Source organism: Novosphingobium sp. 17-62-19 (assembly GCF_002256775.1).
GTDB lineage: Bacteria > Pseudomonadota > Alphaproteobacteria > Sphingomonadales > Sphingomonadaceae > Novosphingobium.
On record NZ_NCII01000066.1, the window covers coordinates 1 to 17,854 of the forward strand.

19 protein-coding genes and 2 pseudogenes are annotated in these 17,854 nt (G+C 62.6%); 11 read left to right on the forward strand and 10 right to left on the reverse strand.

The features are described from left to right. Positions 1–30: 30 nt before the first annotated feature. The 3 genes from hisG to nusB are packed head-to-tail and all read left to right on the forward strand — an operon-like array spanning position 31 to position 2,434. The gene (gene hisG, locus B7X90_RS12415) at positions 31–702 is read left to right on the forward strand and encodes an ATP phosphoribosyltransferase (protein ID WP_292624889.1); all 672 of its coding nucleotides are present in this window, start codon (positions 31–33) and stop codon (positions 700–702) included. After that, positions 702–1,991, forward strand: coding sequence for a histidinol dehydrogenase (hisD, locus tag B7X90_RS12420; protein WP_292624890.1), 1,290 nt, complete (start codon positions 702–704; stop codon positions 1,989–1,991). The genes hisG and hisD overlap by 1 nt, the downstream gene beginning before the upstream one ends. Next, positions 1,988–2,434: a transcription antitermination factor NusB gene (gene nusB / locus B7X90_RS12425; RefSeq protein WP_292624892.1), complete on the forward strand. Its 447-nt coding sequence runs from the start codon at positions 1,988–1,990 to the stop codon at positions 2,432–2,434. Before hisD ends, nusB begins: the two co-directional genes overlap by 4 nt. A 163-nt stretch (positions 2,435–2,597) precedes the next feature. Here nusB and fghA read toward each other — a convergent pair whose 3' ends face one another. The 4 genes and pseudogenes from fghA to copC all read right to left on the reverse strand — a co-directional run bounded on the left by fghA (position 2,598) and on the right by copC (position 5,143). Then, positions 2,598–3,443, reverse strand: coding sequence for an S-formylglutathione hydrolase (gene fghA / locus B7X90_RS12430; RefSeq protein ID WP_292624894.1), 846 nt, complete (start codon positions 3,441–3,443; stop codon positions 2,598–2,600). Beyond that, positions 3,443–3,824: pseudogene (locus B7X90_RS12435) on the reverse strand (VOC family protein). Before B7X90_RS12435 ends, fghA begins: the two are co-directional and overlap by 1 nt. Positions 3,825–3,918: 94 nt before the next feature. After that, a complete protein-coding gene (locus B7X90_RS12440) occupies positions 3,919–4,728 on the reverse strand; it encodes a CopD family protein (RefSeq protein ID WP_292624907.1) in 810 nt (269 codons plus the stop codon). Between the two features lie 37 nt (positions 4,729–4,765). Continuing rightward, positions 4,766–5,143, reverse strand: a complete 378-nt coding sequence (gene copC / locus B7X90_RS12445) for a copper homeostasis periplasmic binding protein CopC (protein WP_292624909.1) — start codon at positions 5,141–5,143, stop codon at positions 4,766–4,768. A gap of 140 nt (positions 5,144–5,283) precedes the next feature. Between copC and B7X90_RS12450 the strand changes: the two genes are divergently transcribed. From B7X90_RS12450 to B7X90_RS12475, 6 genes and pseudogenes are all read left to right on the forward strand, one after another. After that, positions 5,284–5,541, forward strand: a complete 258-nt coding sequence (locus B7X90_RS12450; RefSeq protein ID WP_292624911.1) for a hypothetical protein — start codon at positions 5,284–5,286, stop codon at positions 5,539–5,541. Continuing rightward, entirely contained in the window at positions 5,541–5,978 is a 438-nt protein-coding gene (locus B7X90_RS12455) for a periplasmic heavy metal sensor (protein ID WP_292624913.1), read from the forward strand. Before B7X90_RS12450 ends, B7X90_RS12455 begins: the two co-directional genes overlap by 1 nt. A gap of 26 nt (positions 5,979–6,004) precedes the next feature. Further along, the gene (locus B7X90_RS12460; RefSeq protein ID WP_292624915.1) at positions 6,005–6,568 is read left to right on the forward strand and encodes an RNA polymerase sigma factor; all 564 of its coding nucleotides are present in this window, start codon (positions 6,005–6,007) and stop codon (positions 6,566–6,568) included. Positions 6,569–6,594: 26 nt separating this feature from the next. Further along, a pseudogene (locus B7X90_RS12465) lies at positions 6,595–8,364 on the forward strand (copper resistance system multicopper oxidase). Next, positions 8,361–9,221: a copper resistance protein B gene (locus B7X90_RS12470; RefSeq protein ID WP_292624917.1), complete on the forward strand. Its 861-nt coding sequence runs from the start codon at positions 8,361–8,363 to the stop codon at positions 9,219–9,221. The pseudogene B7X90_RS12465 and the gene B7X90_RS12470 overlap by 4 nt, the downstream one beginning before the upstream one ends. A gap of 78 nt (positions 9,222–9,299) precedes the next feature. Further along, positions 9,300–9,764: a DUF2721 domain-containing protein gene (locus tag B7X90_RS12475; RefSeq protein WP_292624919.1), complete on the forward strand. Its 465-nt coding sequence runs from the start codon at positions 9,300–9,302 to the stop codon at positions 9,762–9,764. A gap of 338 nt (positions 9,765–10,102) precedes the next feature. Here the strand turns inward: B7X90_RS12475 and B7X90_RS12480 are convergent, their stop codons facing one another. The 3 genes from B7X90_RS12480 to B7X90_RS12490 are packed head-to-tail and all read right to left on the reverse strand — an operon-like array spanning position 10,103 to position 12,370. Continuing rightward, entirely contained in the window at positions 10,103–10,396 is a 294-nt protein-coding gene (locus tag B7X90_RS12480; protein WP_292624921.1) for a polyhydroxyalkanoic acid system family protein, read from the reverse strand. Next, positions 10,396–11,151, reverse strand: a complete 756-nt coding sequence (locus B7X90_RS12485) for a hypothetical protein (protein ID WP_292624923.1) — start codon at positions 11,149–11,151, stop codon at positions 10,396–10,398. The genes B7X90_RS12480 and B7X90_RS12485 overlap by 1 nt, the downstream gene beginning before the upstream one ends. A gap of 7 nt (positions 11,152–11,158) precedes the next feature. Beyond that, positions 11,159–12,370, reverse strand: coding sequence for a toxic anion resistance protein (locus B7X90_RS12490; RefSeq protein WP_292624924.1), 1,212 nt, complete (start codon positions 12,368–12,370; stop codon positions 11,159–11,161). A gap of 141 nt (positions 12,371–12,511) precedes the next feature. Here B7X90_RS12490 and B7X90_RS12495 point away from each other — a divergent pair, with 141 nt between their 5' ends. Continuing rightward, entirely contained in the window at positions 12,512–13,231 is a 720-nt protein-coding gene (locus B7X90_RS12495) for an SDR family NAD(P)-dependent oxidoreductase (protein ID WP_292624926.1), read from the forward strand. Positions 13,232–13,240: 9 nt separating this feature from the next. On the opposite strand, the gene B7X90_RS12500 is transcribed toward B7X90_RS12495, so the two are convergent. Next, positions 13,241–14,626: a nicotinate phosphoribosyltransferase gene (locus B7X90_RS12500; protein ID WP_292624928.1), complete on the reverse strand. Its 1,386-nt coding sequence runs from the start codon at positions 14,624–14,626 to the stop codon at positions 13,241–13,243. Positions 14,627–14,642: 16 nt separating this feature from the next. Then, on the reverse strand, positions 14,643–15,725 hold the full coding sequence (locus tag B7X90_RS12505) for an NUDIX domain-containing protein (RefSeq protein ID WP_292624930.1): 1,083 nt from the start codon (positions 15,723–15,725) through the stop codon (positions 14,643–14,645). A gap of 72 nt (positions 15,726–15,797) precedes the next feature. Between B7X90_RS12505 and B7X90_RS12510 the strand changes: the two genes are divergently transcribed. After that, entirely contained in the window at positions 15,798–16,451 is a 654-nt protein-coding gene (locus tag B7X90_RS12510; protein WP_292624932.1) for an NUDIX hydrolase, read from the forward strand. Positions 16,452–16,540: 89 nt separating this feature from the next. Here B7X90_RS12510 and B7X90_RS12515 read toward each other — a convergent pair whose 3' ends face one another. Then, positions 16,541–17,386: a TorF family putative porin gene (locus B7X90_RS12515; RefSeq protein ID WP_292624934.1), complete on the reverse strand. Its 846-nt coding sequence runs from the start codon at positions 17,384–17,386 to the stop codon at positions 16,541–16,543. Positions 17,387–17,854 lie beyond the last annotated feature (468 nt).

The following is a 17,854-nucleotide window of genomic DNA, read 5'->3' on the forward strand; positions in this document are numbered from 1 at the left end:
TGCGCTGCTGTGCCATAAGGGCGGCGGGTTATGACCACCGCCGCACCGCTCGTCTTCGCCCTGCCCAAGGGCCGCATTCTCGAAGAGGCTCTGCCCCTGCTCGAGAAAGCCGGTATCGTGCCAGAGGCCGATTTCTTCAACAAGGCCTCGCGCGCCCTCTCCTTCGCCACCAACCGGCCCGATGTAAAGATCATCCGCGTCCGCGCGTTCGATGTGGCAACCTTCGTGGCCCACGGCGCAGCCCACGCAGGCGTCGTCGGCTCGGATGTGATCGACGAATTCGACTACGCAGACCTTTACGCACCTGTAGACCTCAACATCGGCCACTGCCGCCTGTCGGTGGCAGAACCGGTCGCCATGGTCGAATCCGGCGCCAATGCGCGCGAAAGCCACGCCCGCGTCGCCACCAAATATCCCAACCTCACCCGCCGCCACTTCGAAAAGCTGGGCGTACAGGCAGAGGTGGTGAAGCTGAACGGCGCGATGGAGCTTGCCCCCTCGCTCGGCCTTGCCAGCCGCATCGTCGATCTCGTCTCCACCGGCCGCACGCTCAAGGAAAACGGTCTGGTCGAAACCAGCCAGATCCTGCCCGTCTCGGCCCGCCTGATCGTCAACCGCGCCGCCTTGAAGACTGACAGCGCCCGCCTCGGCGCGCTGGTCGATGCCTTCCGCGCGCTTGTTGCGGAAAAGGAAGCCGCCTGATGCTTCGCCTCAAGTCCAGCGATCCCGATTTCGCGCGCGCTTTTGCCCGTCTGGTAAAGGACCGGCGCGAGAGTGACGAAGGTGTCGCTCGCGATGTCCAGACCATCATCGAAGACGTGCGCCTGCGCGGCGATGAAGCCTTGGCCGAATATACCGCCAAGTTCGATGGCCACAGCCCCGCCGAAGACGCATGGCGCATCAGCCCCGAAGACTGCCGCGAAGCCTTCGATGCGCTGAAACCCGATCTGCGCGCCGCGCTCGAACTCGCCGCACAGCGCATCCGCGCCTATCACGCCGCGCAATTGCCCGAAGACCGCGACTACACCGACGAAACCGGAATGCGCCTCGGCGCACGCTGGACCGCGGTGGACGGCGCAGGCCTCTATGTTCCCGGCGGCCGCGCGTCTTACCCCTCCTCGCTGCTGATGAACGCCATCCCCGCCAAGGTCGCGGGCGTGGAACGCCTCGTCGTCGTCACCCCCACCCCCAAGGGTGAAGCCAACCCGCTCGTCCTTGCCGCCGCGCATCTTGCAGGCGCGGATGAAGTGTGGCGCGTGGGCGGCGCACAGGCCGTGGCCGCGCTCGCCTATGGCACGCAGCGCATCAAGCCGGTCGATGTTATCACCGGCCCCGGCAACGCATGGGTCGCCGAAGCCAAGCGCCAGCTTTTCGGCGTGGTCGGTATCGATATGGTCGCCGGGCCTTCCGAAATCCTCGTGATTGCCGATGCCAGGAACGATCCGCAGTGGATCGCCGCAGACCTGCTTAGCCAGGCCGAGCATGATCCCGTCGCGCAATCCATCCTCATCACCGATGATGCCGCCTTTGCCGATCAGGTGGCAGACATGATCGGCGTCGAAATCGCGATGCTCCCAACCGCGCGCGTTGCCAAGGCCAGCTGGGACAACCACGGCGTCATCATCGTCGTCGATTCGCTCGACGAGGCTCCCGCGCTCGCCAATGCGCTGGCTGCTGAACACGTGGAAATCGCCACCGACGATCCGCAAAGCCTGTTTGACCGCATCCGCCACGCCGGTTCGGTCTTCCTTGGCCGCATGACCCCCGAAGCCGTCGGCGATTACGTAGCCGGGCCAAACCACGTCCTGCCCACCGGGCGCCGCGCGCGCTTTTCCTCGGGCCTTTCCGTTCTGGATTTCATGAAACGCACCAGCTTTATCGCGGCCTCTGACGCGGCGCTTGCCGCCGTTGGCCCCGCCGCCATCGCCCTTGCCGAGGCCGAGGGCCTTGCCGCCCACGCCCGCTCCATCGAATTGAGGCTCGGGCTATGACCCAGATTTCAGGAAAAGCCCGCGGCGCATCGCGCCTCGCCGCCGTGCAGGCGCTCTATCAGATCGACATGGAGCAGACCCAACTTCACCTGCTGCTCGATGAATTCCACCAGCACCGTCTGGGGGCAGAGATCGAGGACGTAGAATACCTCAAGGCCGACGTTCCCTTCTTCGACGATCTGGTGAAGGGCGTCGATGCCCGCCGCAACGAGATCGACCTGATGCTCTCGGCCAAACTGGCCAAGGGCTGGTCGCTCGCCCGGCTGGACAAGACCATGCTGCAGATCCTGCGCGCTGGCAGCTACGAACTGATGGCCCGCAAGGACGTCCCCATCGCCACCGTCATCACCGAATACGTCGATGTCGCCCACGCCTTCTTCGAAGAGCGCGAGGCCAAGTTCGTCAACGGCGTGCTGGATGCTGTGGCCAAGGACGTGCGGTAATCACCCATAAATCCTCCCTGTTTTCGCGAAGCGCAAACGGGGAGGTGGCATTCGCACCAGCGAATGACGGAGGGGTTCTTTCTCTTACCCCTCCACCACCAGCTCCGCTGGCGGTCCCCCTCCCCGATTGTCCTAACGGAAAATCAGGGAGGATTATGGAACCCTACAACCGCTCCGCGTGCCAGCGGATATGGTCGTCCATAAACGTCGAGATGAAATTGTAGCTGTGGTCATACCCCGGCTGCAACCGCAGCGTCAGGTCAACGCCTGCCGCCTTGCACGCCGCATCCAGCAGTTCTGGCCGAAGCTGTTCCGCAAGGAAACCGTCCGCCTCACCCTGATCCACCAGCACAGCGCCCGCAGGCCGCTTGCCATCCTCGATCAGCGCCACCGCATCGTGCTTGCGCCATGCCGCACGGTCATCGCCAAGATAGCCGCCCAGCGCCTTGTGGCCCCACGGCACCTGCCCCGGCGCCACGATCGGCGCAAAGGCAGACAATGACTTGAATCTCTCAGGATAGGTCAGCCCCAGCGTCAGCGCGCCGTGCCCGCCCATCGAATGGCCGGAAATGCCCATGCGATCGAGATCGACCGGGAAATGCTCTCCCAGCAGCGCGGGCAGTTCATCGGCGATGTAATCCCACATGCGGTAGTGCTGCGCAAACGGCTCCTGCGTTGCGTTCACATAGAACCCCGCACCCAGCCCGAAATCATAGGCCGCGTCCGCGTCATCAGCCACACCCTCGCCGCGCGGCGAGGTATCGGGCGCAACGAAGACGATGCCCAGTTCCGCACAAACACGGCGATATTCGCCCTTGTCGGTAACGTTGGCGTGGGTGCAGGTGAGACCCGAAAGATAGACCAGCACTGGCAGCTTGGCACCATCAACCGCCTGAGGGGGCAGGAAGACCGAAAAGGTCATTCCCGTCCCCGTCGCGGCGGACTCATGCTTATAAACGCCCAGCGTTCCGCCGTGCGCCTTGCTCGTAGAGACCGTTTCGAGTGTCATCAGGCGATGATGTCCAATGCGCACAGCTTGTTGCCAGCCGGATCGCGCAAATAGGCGAGGTAGTAGGGCGAACCTTCGCGCGGTCCCGGCGGATCTTCGCAAGCCGTGCCACCAGCGGCCACGCCTGCTGCGTGCCAGGCATCGGCCTGTTCCGGGCTCATGCGGAAACCGATGGTTCCGCCGTTCGCGCCACAGGACGGCTCAGGACGGCTCACCATTGATCGGCTTGGTCACGATGAACAGCCCGCCATTGTGCTGATAGATCAGCCGTCCCTTGGGATCGGTAATCGCTTCCGGCCCGCCAAAGGCCTTGAACGTGGCGTCGTAGAACGTCTTGGCAGCGTCGATATCGTCGGCGCCCACCATCACATGGCTGAACATTCGCACTCTCCCGTAGATTGCAGAGACACGAGAGCTAAGCGAAAGCCGCCGTCGGTCAAGCGCCCATGCGGGAATTCTTTGTTGCCATTTGGTCTCATTCCGCCGGATCGAGCACGCCCAGCATGGCGACGATGAGAACCACGCCGAGTCCGGCCATGAATTCCAGCAAAAGCGAACGCTGCAATCGCGCTTCTGCCCCGGCCTCTCCGCGTTCCAGTGCTGGCACGATGCGCCAGCGATTGCCCGCCGCCAGCGCCAGCATCAGCCCGAACAGCGCGATCTTCACACCGAGCAAACCCATCCAGCGGCTTTGCCAGACCGGTGGAAAACCGGCGATGGCCAGCGTGTTGATCGCTCCGGTCAGCACCAGCACCGCCACCGCCACGCTGCCTGTCCGTGCGAACCGGGCAAGCCCCAGAACATCGGCCTTGCCGAAAACTGCATCGCCTAAAAACGCTGCCAGCGCTCCAATCCACAACCCCGCCGCAATCAGGTGCAGCCCATCAGCCCAGTGATGCAGCGCCCATTCACTCGCCCCGGCATGGCCGGTCAGCGCCATCGAACACAGCGCCACCGCGCCTGCCAGCGCGATGACCGGCAGTCGCAGCAATTTCAGCGGAACGATTGCCGCCACGATCACGCAAGCCAGCGCGGTCAGCCGCCATTCCATCACCGCGCCCAGTGGCGTTGCTGCCAGCACGGCCTCTGCAGTCGGCTGGTCAAGCTCGGCCAGTGGCAAGCCCACCATCGCGGCCACGCTTTCCAGCGCCCACCATACGGATGCCGCTCCGGCCAATAGCGCAAGAACGACAAGCGCAGCACGCATCCGGCCAGATAGCGAGCGCCCACCGGCCAGCGCCTGCAACGGCAGTCCGGCAACAAGCAGCAGCGCGCTATACGCCACTGCCCGCGCCGCGATAAGTGCCCCCGTTTCCAAGGGTTTAGCGAACGGTGAAGGCGTATTGCCCTTCGATGCGATGCTGGTCACCGGCCACGGCGTGCCACTTGAGGCTATAAGTTCCGGCGGGCAGCGCGCGTGGCAGGGTGACGGTCAGGACCTTGCCCTTGGCCTCGCTCTTGAACCCCTTGATCGGCATGGGCGCGTGGTTGGCCATGCCGGGCATTCCGGTCATCACCAGTTCGATGCCCGAAAGTGGGCCAACAAGGTTTTCGGAAAAGGTCAGCGTCAGCTTGGTAGGCTTGGCTACCGCCGTGTTCGCTGCGGGGCTGGCAGACACCAGCTTGGGATGCGCAAAGGCCGCGCCGGGCAGCGCAAGCAATGCAAGGGCCGGGGCGGCAAGGAGAGCGAATCGACGCATGAAAAGTCCTTTCGGCTTGGGATCTTGCCGGGTTTACGCAAGGTTTCGGGCAATCCCTCACGTCAGGTCAAAATTTGTGTTGAGGGATTGCCCCATCACGCGCGTAATACAACTGCTCGTAACCAAGGACCAAGCCTGCGATGGCAGACATCGACGATCTTCTCGGCGCACTCGCCACCAAAGTCCCGCCTCCAGCACTCGCTGCGCTGGAAAGCGAGGTATTCCAAGGTCTTGCCCGGCATCGTGAACAAACGACCGCGCGGCGCGGCATGGTGCTGGCCGTAGCCGCCGCCGCCGTGGTGGGTATTGTCGGGTCGGTCGCCCCCTCCGCCCCCGCACAGGCCGAGCCGCTGTTCGGCGTCCCGCAGGGCGCTCCCTCGCACTTGTTGGCCGATTGATGGCGCCTGCCCTGCGTTACGTTCTGGTGGCAGTCCTGTCTGCTGCCGTCGCGCTTGCCGCCAGCCACTTTGCGCGGGGGCTGATGCCCGCACGGCACGGCAGCGAATTGCACCAGTTGATGCATGACCGGCTGGACCTTACGGCAGAGCAGCAGACGAAAATCGACCAGCTTGAGAAGGACTTCTCCAACACGCGCACGGCGCTCGACGCGCAGCTTCGGGAATCCAACATGGCGCTCGCCCGCGCGATCGAGGCTGAGCAGAAAATCGGCCCGAAAGTAAGCGCTGCGGTCGATGCGTCGCACATGGCGATGGGGGATTTGCAAAAAGCAACCCTGGCGCACGTGTTTGCCATGAGAAGCGTGCTAACCCCTTCGCAACAGGCGATTTTTGACCGGGAAATCGCGCGCGCGCTGACAAGTCCGAACAATACCTAGATGCACCTAACAGCACCTAGACGCACATGAACGACACCAAAGCGCCCGCAACTGACCGCGATCTGGTCCTGCGCGCGCTTGGGCAACACCAGCCTTCGTACAGCGAATTGATGACGCGGCATCGCGAGGCGGTTTACCGCATCGCTCGCCATCACACCGGCGATGAGGGCGAGGCGATGGACGTTTGCCAGGAGACGTTCATCTCAGCCTTCGCTTCGCTGAACAAATTCGATCCAGACCGCCCCTTCCGCGCGTGGTTGATACGCATTGCGATCAACAAGTGCCGCGATTGGGCAAGACGGCGCGCGGTGCGTCGCCTGTTCCGCATGGCCAAGCCGCTGGACGAGGCGATCCATGTTGCGGACGAGTGGCAAGACCCTGAATCCGCAGCAATTTCTGCGCGTGAACTGGCGCGCATTTCCGCTGCCGTGGCCGCCCTGCCCGCCAATCTCAAAGACCCGCTGATCCTGTGCCGTCTGGAAGGCATGAGCATGGCCGAGACCGCCCAAGTGCTGGGCCTTTCAGAAAAGGCCGTGGAAACAAGAATCTACCGCGCGCGACAGAAATTGTCCGCAATTCTTGAGGGATAGCGCCAAACCTTGCGTATCAGCAGGCAATGGACAACACGCTTCTCCTCAACCGCCGCCGCCTCCTTGCCGGAGCGGGCGCGCTGGCCGCAACGCCGCTTTTCCCCGCCTGGGCGCAATAGGGGCATGGGGGCCATTCGCGCCACGGTGGGCCGCTGGCGGGTCGCAATTCCGGCGGCACTTTATCGGGCGAAAACATTGCCTTGAGCATTGGCGCAGCGACGTTTGGCGTGGGCGAGCGTTCGGCCTCTGCTATTGCCGTAAACGGATCGATCCCGGCCCCGCTGATCCGGCTGCGCGAAGGGCAGCGGGTGCGGATTGCGGTGACCAACACGTTGAAAGAACAGAGTTCCATCCACTGGCACGGGCTGCTGGTGCCATTCCAGATGGACGGCGTGCCCGGCCTGTCCTTCCCCGGCATCGATCCGGGCGAGACTTTTACGTATGAGTTCCCGATCCTCCATTCGGGCACGTTCTGGTATCATTCGCATTCGGGAATGCAGGAGGCTGTGGGGCTTTATGGCCCTATCGTGATCGACCCGGCGGAACCGGACACCACCGCGCCGTTTGACCGCGAATATGTGCTGGTGCTGGCGGATTGGAGTCCTGTCGATCCGCACAAACAATTGAGTAATCTCAAGACGATGGGCGGCTACTACAACTGGCAGCGCCAGACCGTGGGCGGGCTGCTGAAAGGCAAGGATCAAAGCCTGAAGGACCGGCTTGAATGGGCGAAGATGCGCATGGATGCGACCGACATTTCGGACGTGACCGGCGCCACTTATTCCTATGTTATCAACGGGCACGACAGCATGGCCAACTGGACCGCGCTGTTCCGCCCCGGTGAGCGGGTGAAGCTGCGGATCATCAATGCCTCGTCGATGACCAACTTCAACCTGCGCATTCCCGGCCTGCCGATGAAGGTGGTGGCTGCCGATGGCTGCGATGTGCAACCGGTGGAAACCGACGAGTTCCAGATCGGCATTGCCGAGACCTATGACGTGATCGTGCAACCCGCTGAAAACGCAGCATTCGGGATCATTGCCGAGGCCATTGACCGGTCCGGCATGGTCCGCGCCACCTTAGCCCCGCAGATCGGCATGGCGGGTGCGATCCCGCCGCGCCGCGCCCGCCCGATCCTGAACATGCGTGACATGGGCATGGATATGAGCGGGATGGATATGGGGACCGGCGGCGAGATCGACCTGTCCAAGCCCGCCAATGAAAGCATGGAGGGCCACTCCATGAAAATGCGTGATCTTTCACTGGCGCCCGGCGTCAAGCCGGGGCCGGGTGTGGCGACGATTTCCCCTATGCCTGCTGACCGGCTGGCCGACAAGCCGACCGGGCTTGAGGATGCAGAGCATCGCGTGCTGACTTATGCGCAGTTGCGGTCCCGCACACCGAACCCCGATCCGCGCACGCCGACCCGCCAGCTTGACGTGAACCTGACTGCCAACATGGAACGCTATATGTGGTCCATCGATGGCGAGACGATTTCGGGCGGGGCGGAGCCGATCCCGTTCCGCATGGGCGAACGGGTGCGGGTGAACCTGATCAACCACACGATGATGCCCCACCCGATCCACCTGCACGGCCACTTCTTTGAACTGGTGACCGGGGAGCCAGGCCACCGTCCGCGCAAGCATACCGTCAATGTGCTGCCGGGCGGCAAGGCGAGCTTTGATCTGACCGCCGATGCCGAGGGGGACTGGGCGTTTCATTGCCACATGCTGCTGCATATGCACGCCGGGATGATGCGGGTTGTGACGGTGCGTGCCGGGGAGGATGCGGCATGAGGCGCGCGATTCTCGCCGTGGCGCTGCTGGCAGCTGTGCCTGCCGTGGCACAAGAGGCTGATCCGCACGCGGGCCATGACATGGGCCATGCCATGCCGTCTGCCGTGGCGGACAGCGAAGTGGGCAACGCCCCGCCACCGCCTGTGCCGACCGACCATCCCGCCGACCAGTTCTGGGACCGTCAACGCATGGCCGCCGCGCGCGCCGCACTTTCGAAGGAAGGTGCATTCTACGGCAATGCCTTGATCGCAGACCGGCTGGAATACCGGCCCCGCAATGGCAAGGATGGCTATGCTTGGCAGGTGATGGGCTGGGTTGGTGGCGACATCGACCGGCTATCGTTTGAAACCGAGGGTGAAGGCGCGTTTGGCGAATCGCTGGAAACGGGCGAAGTGCGCGCCGCATGGCGGCACGCGCTCGATCCTTGGTGGAACTTTGAACTGGGTGCACGGCAGGATTTTGGTGAAGGGCCGGACCGCACCTATGGCGTGATTGGCGTGGAGGGGCTGGCCCCTTACTGGTTCGAAGTGGGCGCTCATGCGTTTGTTTCAAACAAGGGCGATGTGCATTTCAGGCTGGAAGCCGAGCACGACATGCGGTTGACCCAGCGGCTGATCCTGCAACCATCGGTGGAAATCGACGCTGCGGCGCAGGACGTGCCGGAACTGGGGATTGGCGCGGGGTTCGAGAAAATCGAACTCGGCGCGCGGATGCGGTATGAATTCGACCGTGAGTTTGCGCCTTATGTGGGCGTGCATTGGGAGCGCAAACTGGGCGAAACCGCGCGTCTGGCGCGGATGGATGGAGAGCAGGCCTCGCAAGTGAGCGCGGTGGTTGGGCTGCGGATGTGGTTTTGACGGGCTGAACCCGCAGCGAAGACGTATGCTGGGGGTTCGCGCTTGCCGCGCCGCAGCGTGCCGTGGCAAAGCTTTGCCATGACTGACGGAAACACCGGCGTGATCGCGCAGACCATCCAGCTCGCGCTGGCCCCTGTCTTTGTGCTCGTGGCCATCGGCAACATCATGAACATCCTGACGACGCGGCTGGGCCGCATTGTGGACAGGTCACGCACATTGCAGGGGCATCATGCAGCGACCACTGGGCGCGAGCATGACGTGGTGGTGATCGAGCTGCGCTATGTCGACCGGCGCATCCACCTGATCGGGCGGGCATTGTTGCTGTTGGTGCTGTCTGGCCTGGCGATCGGCGTGACGGTCGGATCGTTGTTTGTGGGCGAAATGACCGGGATGGAGCTGCGCAATACCACCGGCATCATCTTCTCGCTGGCGATTGGCCTGCTGATGGTGGCGCTGGTTTACCTGCTGCTGGAAACGCGGATTGCCGCCAATTCGCTGCGATTGCCGCAGGAATTGCTGGAGCTTGAGCGCAAGGATATTTGAGGCTGCGTGGCGACAGCAGAAATATGAGCCTCGTCACCCTGAACTTGTCTGGCGATTCTCCCACTCGGCAACGTAACTACATTATCGTCATCCTGAACTTGTTTAGCTACGCTGGCCTTCGGCTCAGGATCCATTTCGCCAATCAGACCAAGGCTCTAGGTCGAGAAATGGACCCCGGATCAAGTCCGGGGTGACGAAGATTGGAAGACCGTATGCGAACGGAATAAACGCCAACTTGTTTCAGGGTCCATGCTTCGGTTTACGCGGATCGATGGATCCTGAGCCGAAGGCCAGCGTAGCTAAACAAGTTCAGGATGACGGTTTTTCGAACGGGTAGCTTACGACAGCAACTTCCCGCTCTTTTCGCGGATCACGCCTTCGATCATGCGTTTGGCAAAGCCGAGGCTGGCGGGGAGGTCCACTTCAACCACCAGTTCCTTTTCCGCCAGTTCCACACCGCAATCAATGGTGTAGCCCATTGAGGTGACACTCATGATCATGTGGTCATCGTCGGTGAAACTGGTGGTGACGCTTGCCATGCCATCGGCCTTATCGGCGGCACGTGCAGCTTTTTCGCGCAGGCGTTTGCGGGCTTCATCGCGGTCAAGCGAGTGGGGAATGGCAATGCGCATCAGGGGGCTTTCGGTGCTTCCAGTTGAGGCGCCGCCTCTAACCCTTCGCCATAGCGATAGTCCAGAAAGCGGCCACGCACGGCCAGCGCATCGATATCGCCCGAGGCAAGCTGGCGGGTGATCGTGTCGATTTCGGTGCTGATCTTGCCAAGACCATCGGCCAGTTGCTGATCGGCATTGCGCCCGCCGCGCTCTTCGCGGCGCAGGTGCTGCGGGATTTTGCGGTAGCTTTCCACCATGCCGGGCAGATGTTCGCCCACCAGTTTGCGCACTTCGGCAACGGCAGGTTCAGACGGGTCAATGCCTTCAAGCTGCACGCCCAGCCCATCAAGCTGCACGCCGATCTGATCGACCAGTTGGACGGCAGGCGCAGGCAGCGCGGGGCGCTGCGCCTCAAGCCACAGTTCGGTGCGGCCAACCATCGTGCGCACATCGCCGGTGTTGAGCGCGGAAAGGGCGGGCACTTTCATCTTCGGAAACGTGGCAAAGAACCACAGCGCGGCCACGATCGACAGCGCGAGGATCATCACGCCGGTAAAGCCGATGCCATCGAGCACCAGACCGGCAGCCATCGCGGCGACCATGATCACACCCACCGCCATCGCCATGCGCGCGGCTTTCTTGCCGATGTGCTGGCGCTTCAGTTCGGCCGAGCGCTGCCCGATGCTGCGCCGGCCGCCTGCGCGGTTGTTGGCGAGCGATTGGCCCGCCGAGGCAAGGATACGGTCGCTTTCGTGTGCCGGGGAATTGGCCATCGGCGGCTCAGCCCTCCAACGTCAGCAAAGGTGAAGTTTCCGGCCCGGCCATTTTGGCCTGCGATGCACCTTCGGCGCGTGCGATGTAGCCCTTCGACTTTTCGACCTCGCCCGAAAGCGTGGTGACGGTCTGCTTCATCGAATCCAGCGCCTTCAGCTTGAACGTGTCGATCGTGTCCATCGTGTCATAGATGTTCTGGAAAGCACGCTGCAGCGTTTCCAGCGGGATCGTGCTGGATGCGGCCATCTCGTGAATCTTGCCGGTTTGTTCGCGCAGCAGCTTGCCGGTGGAATCAATCATGTTGGCGGTGGTGGTGTTGAGCGCGGTGATCTGTTGCAGCACCAGCCGCTGGTTGGTCATCGCCTGCGCCACGGTCACGGCGGTGCGCAGCGCCGCCACAGTGGTGGTGCTGGCGCGGTCCACGCCCTTGACCAGTTCTACGTTGTTCTTTTTCACCAGATCGAGCGCGAGATAACCCTGCACCGTGACGGCCATCTGGGTCAGCAGGTCCTGCGTGCGCTGGCGGGTGTAGAACAGCGCGCTCTCCCGCACGGCCTTGGCCTTGACCGGATCGGTATGATCAAGATCGGCGGCGGCTTCTTCCAGCTTGGCGTCGAGCGTGTTGGAAATGTGGATCATCTGTTCCAGATTGCCCATCGCTTCCCACAGCTTGCCACGCTCAACATCGATGGCGGCATTGTCCATCAACAGCTCGTCCTTGCCCGATGCAAGTCGTTCAAGAATCGCCTTGATATGCCCCTGTGCCGAGACATAGCCGTCGAAATACTTCTTCATGCTGTTGCCGAAGGGGATGATCCCAAGGATCTTGCGCCCGGTGGACAGCTTGCCCTGCTTGCCCGGATCGAGTTCTTCCACCGTGCGGCGCAGCGCGGCCAGATCGGACCCCACGCCGCTGTCCTTGTCCATCGCGCGGATCGGGCGATCGAGGAAGCGGTTGGCCATGCCCGCGGCCTGCGCAATTTCCTTGCGGCCCATGTTGGTCAGCTGATCGACCTTCTTGCCGAATTCAGGACTTTGCGCATCGACCGCGATCAGATCGGCGACGAAGGCATCGACCTTGGCCTCAAGCTTTGAGCGGTTCTCTTCCGACACCGGGACCAGTCCTGCGGCCTGCGCGGGCGCGACCACTGGCACCGGATCGGGCGGGGTCAGCGTGATCGGGGTCATCGTCGCGGTCTCGGTGGGCGTAGAGGCCATTGTCAGTCCAGCTTTCGTGTTGGGGCGCTGAACAACATGGTATGTCGCGCGCCCTCGTGCAAGCTGCCTTATGCCTGCAATACAGCGCAGTGCCTTGGGACATATCGACGGACGGCGTTTGGCACTCCATGAACGACGGCTATGACTGACCCTTTGAGATGCGCCGTGTTCGGTGCCAGCGGCGGCATCGGTGCGGCGATTGCCAGCCAGTTGGCCGCACGGGACGATGTGGCCGAGGTGCATGTGCTGGCGCGCGGCGCGCTTCCCGACGGTCCGAAAATGACGGCGCATCGGTTTGATCTGACCGACGAGGTTTCGATAGCTGACGCCTGCACCGCGATCGCCGCGCCGCTCGATCTGGTCATCGTCGCTACCGGGCGGCTGGTGCGTGCGGACGGCACCGGGCCGGAGAAATCGTGGCGCGCGCTGGATGCTGGCGGCATGGCCGAAATGTTTGCGGTGAACGCCATCGGCCCTGCACTGATCGCCAAACACACGCTGCCGCTACTGCGCAAGGAGGGACGACCGGTCTTCGCCGCCATATCTGCCCGGGTCGGTTCGATCAGCGACAACCGCATGGGTGGGTGGCACAGTTACCGTGCATCCAAGGCCGCGCTCAACATGATGGTGCGCAACTTTGCGATAGAGCTTGGCCGAACGAACCCCGCTGCCGTGGCGGTAACACTGCATCCCGGCACGGTGGACACGCCGCTGTCGGCACCCTTCCAGCGCGGCGTGCCGAGCGGAAAGCTGTTCTCGCCCGAACGCTCGGCACGGCACCTGCTGGAGGTGATCAACGGGCTTACCCCGGCACAGAGCGGCAAACTGCTGGCATGGGATGGCAGCGAGGTTTCGTTCTGACGGGTGGGGTCAGGCCTCCTCCGCCCGTTCGCGCACTTCGGCAAAGCTGTGGCGGACCAGCAGTTCGCCATTGCGCCACACCGGCACAAGTTCATCGTGCGCCAGATCGACCGCGTGCCGGCGCGCGGCGACCAGACGCCCGCCTTCACGGACAACGGCCTGCCTTCCGGCCTTGCTGCCCTTGGCGGGGTCGGTGGCGGGCGTCTTGGCAACGTCGCGCCACACTCCATCGGCATCACGCAATGCATTGGCCTTCATCGCAAAACGCAGGGTATCACGGTTGACCTGCTGCAACAGGCCGCCGCCCATGCCGAAGGCGATGTTGTCGATGGCAAAGCCTTCCGCGATCATCCGATCGACCAGCCGCGCGATGGTGGTGATGGTCATTCCATCGCCCTGAATCACGCGCACGTGCGGATCAAGCACGCGGAAGCCCTTGGCGTTCACCGTACCGCCGAACTTCTCCCAAAGCGTGCGCACGGTGCGCAGCGGTGTTTCGATGGGGTCGCCGCTGTCGGGCCGCACCACCAGCGTGCCCTGCCGGGTGCGCACTTTCTCGCGCAAGGTTCCGCCCCAGATTTCGGTCAGAGCAGCGTCTAGATCATAGCTGTCGGACACCACCGCCACGATATTCCCCTCGCCCTCGAACCGGTCGAGCATGTTGGCATAGGCCGCTTCCTCGCGCGTCCGCCCCCAGCTGGTCATGGTGCTGTGTTCGGCGGCGGGGATGGAGAAGCCCGCCATGTCCGCGCCATAATAGCGCCGTGCCGCCATGATTCCCTCCAGCGTATCAGTGCCCATGAAGTTCACCAGATGCGCCATGCCGCCAAGGCCTGCGCTTTCACCGCTGGATGTACCGCGCGCGCCGAAATCATGGAGTTTGAACGGCAGCTGCCCGGCAACATCGTCCGAGGTTTTGACCAACCCGGCGCGGATGGTCGCCTTGCATTTCCGACTGAGCGTGGCGACCGTGGTGGGATACCAGATCGCACGCAGCAGCGCGGTTTCGATGAAAGTGGGCAGCCACGGTATGCGCTCGTCCGTGTTTTCCACCTGCAACAGCGGCACACCGGCAGGCACGATGGTGCCTTCGGGCAAGGCGCTGATCGCGATGGGCAGGAACCCGCCATGATCGCGCACAATGGCGTCCCAGCCGGTGCGGTTGAAGGGTACACCGTGTGCTGCGCAGATCGCCTCGGCCTCGTCCACATCGGCTGCGCTGACCGGCGTGCCAAGGTAGTCAAGCAGGAATGGTTGCAGCCCGAAGAACAGCACCTGATCCGAAAAATCATTCAGCCGTGCTTCGATGTAAGCACTGATAACCCGCGCTTCGGGCGGGTATTGCAGGAAGTGGCTGTGTTTATAGCTGTCTGTCGCCAGGATCATGTTGGTCATGGATCGTCCCCCAAGTTCACATTTCGGCCATCTGTTCGATGATCGCCCAGTGATCCTCGAACAGCATTTGCGGTGTCAGGTCCGCCAGCCGGAACCAGCGCGCGTACGCGGCATCGTCTCCACCTTTCACGCTGAACAGATCGCCCCGGTCGGGCAGGCGCATCAGGAAAGCGTGCGTCACGATCCTTCCGCGCAAACTCCGATCTGGTGCATCGAACACGCAAGTACGGCGGTCGTCGATAAAGCCAGCCAGCACTTCGGGCGCGATTTCACCCGCCTCATCGGCTAGTGCGGTTTCCTCACGCAGTTCGCGGATCGCCGCATCGCGAATACGCTCGTCCGCGCCCACGAAACCGCCGGGCAATGCCAGAAGTCCTTTGCCCGGCAAGCGCCCACGCTCCACCAGCAACACATGGCCTGCCTGCACCACCACTGCATCGGCAGTGACGAACGGACCATTGCCCCACTGTGCCGGATAGGCGGCAAGGTATTCCGCCTCCTCCAGCAGGGCGCGGAACGGATCGCCCAGCGTGAAGGCCTGCAACCATTGCGCCACTCCGCCCGAAAGGATCGAGACGGGCACTTCGGGAATACGGCGGAACAGACGTGCGCGCACGTCGCTTGCGCTGAAAGTGCCGAACTGGTTGTCGATGGCCAGCCGTTCCCACTGCGGGAACAACTGCAAGTAATAGGAGCTGGCATCCTTGGCATAGCCTGCCAGCGCCACGCGGAAATCGTTCAGGCCAAGCGCGTGGAACCCGCCCCCGTTGCCCTCCTCCAGCACGATCCTGTTCACTCGGCGCTGCGCCTCTGCCACCCATGCGGTGTCCGAATAGGGATGATCGCCAAGCGGCTCCACGATCAAGCGGCCTTCAGCCATTTCGCCTGCAAAGACTGCGGCAATCATTTCTTCACGTTCGGCAAAAGTGAAGGGATTGCGCGGATCGCGGGCGCGGTTGGACGAACCCACCAGCACGATCAACCGGTTCACCTGTGCAAGCGCCTGCCGGATAACGTGTTCGTGCCCGATGTGCAGTGGCTGGAAACGCCCGATAAACACGCCGAAATCCGCTGCCGTTGCCTTTATCGCCTGTGCCACTGCTCACTCCACGTCTTGCGACTCAATAAAATTCATTTTGCATGTTTATCGATAAGATGCAAGATGCAGTTTATGTTACACCCAATCCTCACCGTAGATATCGTCCCGCTGACACTGCGCGACGGGCAGCTTTGTGTGCTGCGCACCCTGCGCGAGGCTGAGCCGTTTGCTGGCTGTCCTGCGCTGATCGGGGGCTTTGTCCACACCGATGAGGACGCGCACCTTGGTGCTGCGGCGCGCCGTGTTCTGCACGCAAAGGCGGGGCTGGCCGATCTTTATGTCGAGCAGCTTTCGACCTTTTCCGGGCCAGACCGTGATCCGCGCGGATGGTCGGCAAGTGTGGTCTATTTCTCGCTGTCTCCAATAGAGTGCTTGCAACCCGCACTCGATCACGGTCTGCACCTGACACCGGTTGATGCGGCAACGGGAATGCCGTTTGACCATGACCGCATCCTTGCCGCCGCGCTTGAACGGCTGCGCGGAAAGGGTGCTTATTCCGATCTGCCCGCACGCCTTTTGCCCAGCGTGTTCACGCTGGCCGACCTTCACGAGGTTTACGAAATTGCACTGGGCGAGCGCCTGAATGCCGACGCGTTCCGTCGCAAGGCAATGGAGCGCAACTTCCTTGAAGATACCGGTGAGAAGCGCCGTATGGCGGGCGCAAACAAGCCGTCAGTGCTCTATCGTCTCAGATCGGGTCACGCCGTGTTTGACCGGCGAATTTAGGGCGCAATGACACGAAAAGCCCCCGCTCCTTTCGGAACGGGGGCCTTTGGATTGCCGGTTTCCCGGTCGTCAGTGTCGTTTTGGCAGGATCAGAACGCGACGGTGGCCGAAACCACTACGCGCGAGCCTGCGATGTTCGAACCATCCTTGGTGGAGGAGAAGTTCGGCGTCAGGTAGTTGTAGTCAGCCGGGCTGAGGTCGGTATCGACATAGGCGACGCCGAGCGTGACATTGCCCAGCGCATAGTCAGCGCCGATCAGCCAGTCGAGGTATTCGCCGGTAGGCGAAACCGACGTTCCTTGAGGTCCAAGGCCCTTGTTGCCGCCCTTGGTGTAACCAAGGTGGCCCTTCAGCGTCAGGCCAGTGTCGGGGATCGAGGTCGAAGCATCACCCCAGATGTAGAAGTTGTCGGCCTTGGCACCGGGATTGTCATAGATGCCGGTCGAAGCCGAGGCGCCCGAATTGTACCACTGGCCAAGCGCTTCCTGCTTGGGCGCATAGGCAACGCCGACGAGCAGGTTGGCGGGGCCAGCAGCGCCCGAAACCTTGATGTAGGGTTCTGCAAAGTCGGTGTTATCAAGACCGCCCGGATACATGTACCAGGTCAGGCCGACGTCAACCGCCACGCCACCCAGATCAGCCTTGTAGCCACCGATGATGTCGAGTTCCATGTTGGAACCAGCGAAGGTGCCCCAACCGGCGAGGTTCGAACCCCAGGTGCCGACATAGAAGCCGCTTTCATGGGCGACGGTAACGCCAGCCTGAACAGCCATTTCCTTGTCGGTCATCGAAACGCCGCGGAAGCGGTAGTCAGAGGCGAGCGCAGCGCTGCCCGAAACGGTGATGGGGCTGGATTCTTCATCCTGCGCGAATGCCGGAGTCGCAAGCAAAGCGAGGGCGACGGGGGCCACTGCGGCGGCCAGACGGGTCTTCATACGGAACGCTCCCTGAATAGGATTATCACGTTCCACCTGCGTCCACCGCGCAAATGCCTCTCTGGGGGCATCCATCGTGGTAGAGCCAAATGCTTATCATCGGCATTTGCTGCACTGCAAGATAATTTTTATCCGAGACCTCTTCACGCATGATTAGTGCTGCCATTTGGCAACAGGCGCGTCTTGCGGGTTTGTGGCGAGCGCTGAGCGCCAACACCGGCTTGGTGAAAACAAAAACTGGCCAGGGACTGAGATCCCCGGCCAGCAGATGTTTGCTTTCAGGCGCGAGCCTCAGGCGGCGTGGGCCAGCGATTTCAAGATCGGTGCCGGGCCGGTCACCTTCACGTCATTGCCACGCAAGCGGCGGCGCGAAAGCCATTCGGTAAGCATTTCAGCGGTCGTGTGGTCAATCGCATGAACCTTGTCCATGTCCACATGAACCGCGTGGCTATGCGGAACCTGCTCAAT